This is a genomic window from Actinotalea sp. (assembly GCF_035443605.1).
In the GTDB taxonomy this organism is placed as follows: domain Bacteria; phylum Actinomycetota; class Actinomycetes; order Actinomycetales; family Cellulomonadaceae; genus Actinotalea.
The window spans coordinates 1-4892 of record NZ_DAORSQ010000142.1 but is presented as its reverse complement, the minus strand read 5'-3'; the positions used below and the strand labels follow the sequence as shown (position 1 = coordinate 4892).

Sequence of the window (4892 nt, the reverse complement as noted above, 5' to 3'; positions counted from 1 at the left end):
TGGTGCACAACGGCATCGAGTACGCCGACATGCAGCTCATCGCCGAGGCCTACGACCTGCTGCGCCAGGGGCTCGGTGCTGACGCGGCGGAGATCGGTCGGATCTTCGCGGCGTGGAACACCGGCGACCTGCAGTCCTTCCTCATCGAGATCACCGCCGACGTCCTGTCCCACGTTGACCCCGTCACCGGCGGCGCGTTCGTGGACGTCGTGGCGGACCGGGCCGAGCAGAAGGGCACCGGGCGCTGGACGGTGCAGAACGCCCTGGACCTCGGGGTCCCCATCACCGGCATCGCCGAGGCGACCTTCGCCCGTGCGCTGTCCGGTTCGGCCCCGCAGCGCGCTGCCGCTGCCGGGGTGCTGCCCGCGGGAACCGAGCCGTTGGCGGTGGCGGATCGTGACGCGTTCGTCGAGGACGTGCGCCTGGCGCTGTACGCCTCGAAGGTCGTGGCGTACTCCCAGGGGTTCGACCAGATCGCCGCCGCGTCCGCCGAGCACGGCTGGGGCATCGACCGTGGCGCGATGGCCCGGATCTGGCGCGGCGGGTGCATCATCCGTGCCGCGTTCCTCGACCGGATCACCGAGGCCTACGCCGCCGACCCGGACCTGCCGCTGCTGCTGGCCGCGCCGTACTTCGTCTCCGCGGTCGGGGCCGGCGTGCCGGCCTGGCGACGCGTCGTCGCCCAGGCGGCCCTCGCCGGGATCCCCACACCGGCGTTCGGCTCCTCGCTGGCGTACTACGACGGCGTCCGGTCCGAGCGCCTGCCCGCCAACCTCATCCAGGCCCAGCGCGACTTCTTCGGCGCCCACACCTACCAGCGCACCGACCGACCCGGCACCTTCCACACCCGGTGGACCACGGACCGCACCGAGATCGAGGCCTGAGCCGATGGCGGCCGTCCCGACGTCCGACCTGCAGCCCGTCATCCTCGGCGGCGACATCGGGGCCTACAGCCTCGCGCGGACGTTCCACGAGGCCTACGGGGTGCGACCCGTCGTCGTCTCCACGGTCGCGACGGGCCTCGTGCGGCACTCTCGCATCCTCACCAACGTCGTCGAGCCGCGCATCGACCAGCCCGACGTCGTCGTCGCACGCCTGCGCGCCATCGCCGCGGAGCACGCCGGCAAGCGCCTCATCCTCCTCGGCAGCGCGGACTGGCTGGTGCGGACGATCGTCGAGAACCGGGACCGGCTCGAGGACCTCTACGTCGTGCCGTACGTCCAGCGCGACGTGCTCGACCGCGTGACGGACAAGGAGAGCTTCGGCCGTCTGTGCGGCGAGCTCGGCCTGGGGCACCCCGCCACGGTGGTGCACGACGTCGGCTCGGACACCATGCCCGACACCTCGACCCTGCGCTTCCCCGTCATCGCCAAGACGGGCGACACGGCCGCGTACCACCGGGTGGAGTTCCCGGGGAAGAAGAAGGTCTTCACGGTGGGCTCGCCAGCGGAGCTGCACGCGCTCCTCGGCCGGGTCAAGGCGTCGGGCTACCGCGCGCCGTTCATCATCCAGGACCTCATCCCCGGGGACGACTCGGGCATGCGCATCCTCACGTGCTACTGCGACAGGACCGGCCGGATGCGGTTCGCGTCCTACGGCCAGGTGCTGCTCGAGGAGCACACGCCCGGGGCGCTGGGCAACCCCGCCGGGATCGTCACGGGCGGCGACGGCGAGATCGTCGAGCAGGCCCGCCGGCTGCTCGAGCACATCGGCTGGACGGGGTGGGCCAACTTCGACCTCAAGGCCGACCCGCGCGACGGCCGGACGGTCTTCTTCGAGCTCAACCCGCGCCTGGGCCGCAGCAACTTCTACATCACGGCCGCGGGGCGCAACACCGCGGAGCCGTACGTCCGGGAGTACCTCGAGGGCCTCTCGCCGCTGGCGGACGGCGAGCCGGAGCAGCTGACGACGGCGCACCTCTACACGGTGCTGCCGCGCCGGCTCCTGCTGCGCTACATCGCCGACCCGGCGCTGCGCGCGCGGGTGCGCGGGCTGATGCGCGCCGGCCGTGCGACCAACCCCCTGTGGTACCGCGCCGAGCGGGACCCCCGACGCATCGCCTACCTCGTCATCGCCCAGCTCAACCAGTTCCGCAAGTACCGCCGGCACTACCCGGTCGCCGCATGGCGCGAGATCGGCCGCGCATGACCGCCCCGGACCTCGTCGTCGGCACCGCCCTGCCGGTCGGTGTCATCGGTGGGGTGGGTCCGCAGGCCACCGCGTACTTCCTGGACATGGTGGTGCGGCTGACGGACGCTGCGCGCGACCAGGACCACCTCGACCTCGTGGTCCTCAACCATGCGACGATCCCGGACCGCACGGCCTTCATCGTCGGCACGTCGACCGAGGACCCCGGTCCCGTCATGGCGCAGGACGCGCGCCGCCTGGAGCGCTTCGGGGTGTCGTTCCTCGTGCTGCCGTGCAACACGGCGCACCACTTCACCGACGAGATCGTGGCAGCCGTGGACGTCCCGGTGCTCAACATCGTCGAGGAGACCGTCCTCGAGGCCGCGCGCCGGGTCGAGGGCCTGACCACCGTGGGCCTGCTGGCCACCACGGGCACGCTGCTCGCGGGGGTCTACGAGCGCGCCCTTGCGGCGAGGGGGCTCACGTGCCTCGCCCCCGAGCCCGACGACCAGGCCGTCGTCATGCGCGTCATCTACGAGCAGGTCAAGGCCGGGCGGCCGGTGGACGTCGACGCGCTGCACGCGGTCATGGCGCGCCTGCGCGCGCGGGGCGCCCAGGTCGTGGTGCTCGGCTGCACGGAGCTGTCCATCGTCGCGGCCGACCACGACCTGCTCACGGCTGACCGCACGCTCGTCGACTCGCTCGACGTCCTGGCGCGCCGGACCATCGAGCGCGCGGGGCACACGGTCCGGACCTGACGACCGCCGTGGCCCGACCATCGTCCTCGCCAGACGACCGTCCTCGCCAGACGAGCGTCGTCGCCCCGGTCGCTCAGCCGAGCCGGCTGGTCCCGGCGTAGAGGTGGAGCACCGGGACCCGGAGCTCCTCGCGGGCCCGCGAGGCCCAGTCGGTGTGGAACGTGTCCTCGAGCGCGTGCGGCAGCGTGACGACGACGACCTCGCGCACCGGGGCGCGCACGGCGGCGCGCAGCGCTGGCAGCGGGTCGTCCGCGACGACGGCACCGTCGGCGGCGCGGCCGGCCGCCGCGAACGCGGCGATGGAGGCGGTCACCCGCTCGCCGGCCGTGGCGTGCGCCTCGACGGGCTGCGGCTCGCGTCCGAGCACGTCGTCGAGAGCGGCCCGCAGCTCGCCGAGGCTGAGGTGGTCGACGAGCGAGACGAGCAGGTTGTGCTCCGTGTCCGCCGGGACGAGCACGTGGTACCGCAGGTCCTCGTCGGGGTGCAGCGCGGTGATGTGCTCGACGTCGGCTGCGCCGAGCGACACCTCGGTCAGGACCAGGATGATCTCGCTCACCCTGAGAGCCTAGCGCCGCGGTGCCGCCGGGCGGCGGCCTAGCATGGCCCGCGTGACTCCCGCCCCGGCACCGGCCCACCCGCCGGCCACCGACCCCGTCGTCGTCGTGGCGGGCGGGACCGGCCTCGTCGGCTCCGCCGTCGTGGCAGCGCTCCGGGCCCGCGGCACGCGCGTGGTGGTGCCGACGCGTCGCAACACCCGCCACGACGACGCACCGCGCAGCCCGGCGGACGACGGGGTGCGCACCGTGCAGGTCACGTCGTGGGAGGACCCGCACGAGCTGCGCGCCGTGCTCGCCGAGCCGGGCTGGCACCCCGGTGCCGCGGTCGCAGCGATCGGCGGCTGGTGGCTGGGCCCGGAGCTCGTCGCGCTCGACCCGGCCACGTGGCGCGGGCTCGTCGAGAGCCACCTCACCGGGCACTTCCTCGTCGTGCGTGCGCTCGCGCCGCTGCTCACCGGCCCCGATCCCGCCTACGTGCTGCTCAACGGCGCCGCCGCGACCGAGCCGATGGCCGGCTCCGGCCCGGTCAGCGTCACCGGCGCGGCCCAGCGGATGCTGCTCGAGGTGCTGCGTGCCGAGACGCTCGGTGCCCGCGTGCGGTTCCACGAGGTCGACGTGACCGTCTCGGTCGCCGGGGACGAGCGCAACCTCGACCCCGCGCACACCGTGCCGGTCGAGCAGGTGGCCGCCGCGGTGGTGGACGTGCTCGACCGACCAGCCTCGCCCGCGGTGGTGCCCGTCGCCCCGCGGGCGGACGTGCGCGCCACCGACCCCGCGAGGCACGGGCGCCCGGACGTTCGGCCGTGACGACCCCGAGCCTCGTGGGCCGCGACCCGCGGGTCCCGGCCGCGGACCTGCTCGCGTCGCTCGTGCCCCCTCGCCACTTCGCCGGTGCGACCTTCGACACCTACCTGCCGGACCCGGACCACCCCAGCCAGCGCGCGGCCCAGGTGCGACTGCTGGCCGTCGCCGCCGAGCTGACCGCACCACCCGCCTCGGCGTGGAGCCGGGTGCTGGGCCGCGGTCGGCCGGCCCGCCGGCCGGCGGTCTACCTCGACGGCGGCTTCGGGGTCGGCAAGACCCACCTGCTCGCCGCCCTCGCGCACACCGTCGGGCCCGAGACGACGGCGTACGGGACCTTCGTGGAGTACACCCACCTCGTCGGGGCGCTCGGCTTCGCCGCGACCGTCGCGGCGCTGGCCCGGCGGCGGCTGGTCTGCATCGACGAGTTCGAGCTCGACGACCCGGGTGACACGGTGCTGATGTCACGCCTGCTCCGAGAGCTCGCGGACGCCGGGGTCGCGCTGGCCGCGACCTCCAACACCCTGCCCGAGTCGCTCGGCGAGGGGAGGTTCGCCGCGGAGGACTTCCTGCGCGAGATCCAGGCGCTCGCCGCGCGGTTCGAGGTGCTGCGCGTCGACGGGCCGGACTACCGTCACCGGCACGCCGT

6 protein-coding genes are annotated in these 4892 nt (G+C 74.2%); 5 read left to right on the top strand and 1 reads right to left on the bottom strand.

What is annotated here, in order from left to right; translation table 11 throughout:
• From PKY62_RS12045 to cuyB, 3 genes are all read left to right on the top strand, one after another.
• A partial coding sequence (locus PKY62_RS12045) for an NADP(+)-dependent, decarboxylating phosphogluconate dehydrogenase (protein ID WP_502875843.1) occupies nucleotides 1–884 on the top strand: 884 nt, incomplete at its 5' end.
• Between the two features lie 4 nt (nucleotides 885–888).
• The gene (locus tag PKY62_RS12040; protein ID WP_324537284.1) at nucleotides 889–2148 is read left to right on the top strand and encodes a carboxylate--amine ligase; all 1260 of its coding nucleotides are present in this window, start codon (nucleotides 889–891) and stop codon (nucleotides 2146–2148) included.
• Nucleotides 2145–2885, top strand: coding sequence for a cysteate racemase (gene cuyB / locus PKY62_RS12035; RefSeq protein WP_324537282.1), 741 nt, complete (start codon nucleotides 2145–2147; stop codon nucleotides 2883–2885). Before PKY62_RS12040 ends, cuyB begins: the two co-directional genes overlap by 4 nt.
• 73 nt (nucleotides 2886–2958) lie before the next feature.
• On the opposite strand, the gene PKY62_RS12030 is transcribed toward cuyB, so the two are convergent.
• A complete protein-coding gene (locus tag PKY62_RS12030; RefSeq protein WP_324537280.1) occupies nucleotides 2959–3441 on the bottom strand; it encodes a hypothetical protein in 483 nt (160 codons plus the stop codon).
• A 52-nt stretch (nucleotides 3442–3493) separates the two neighbouring features.
• Between PKY62_RS12030 and PKY62_RS12025 the strand changes: the two genes are divergently transcribed.
• Together PKY62_RS12025 and zapE are read left to right on the top strand one after the other, a co-directional pair.
• The gene (locus tag PKY62_RS12025; protein WP_324537279.1) at nucleotides 3494–4249 is read left to right on the top strand and encodes an NAD-dependent epimerase/dehydratase family protein; all 756 of its coding nucleotides are present in this window, start codon (nucleotides 3494–3496) and stop codon (nucleotides 4247–4249) included.
• Nucleotides 4246–4892 (top strand): cell division protein ZapE (zapE, locus tag PKY62_RS12020; protein WP_324537277.1); only part of this gene is annotated, 647 nt, incomplete at its 3' end. The genes PKY62_RS12025 and zapE, both read left to right, overlap by 4 nt.

Excerpts from the sequence above, each read along its gene's own strand:
- cuyB (WP_324537282.1), top strand. The coding sequence starts at position 2,145 with ATGACCGCCCCGGACCTCGTCGTCGGCACCGCCCTGCCGGTCGGTGTC.
- PKY62_RS12040 (WP_324537284.1), top strand. The coding sequence starts at position 889 with ATGGCGGCCGTCCCGACGTCCGACCTGCAGCCCGTCATCCTCGGCGGC.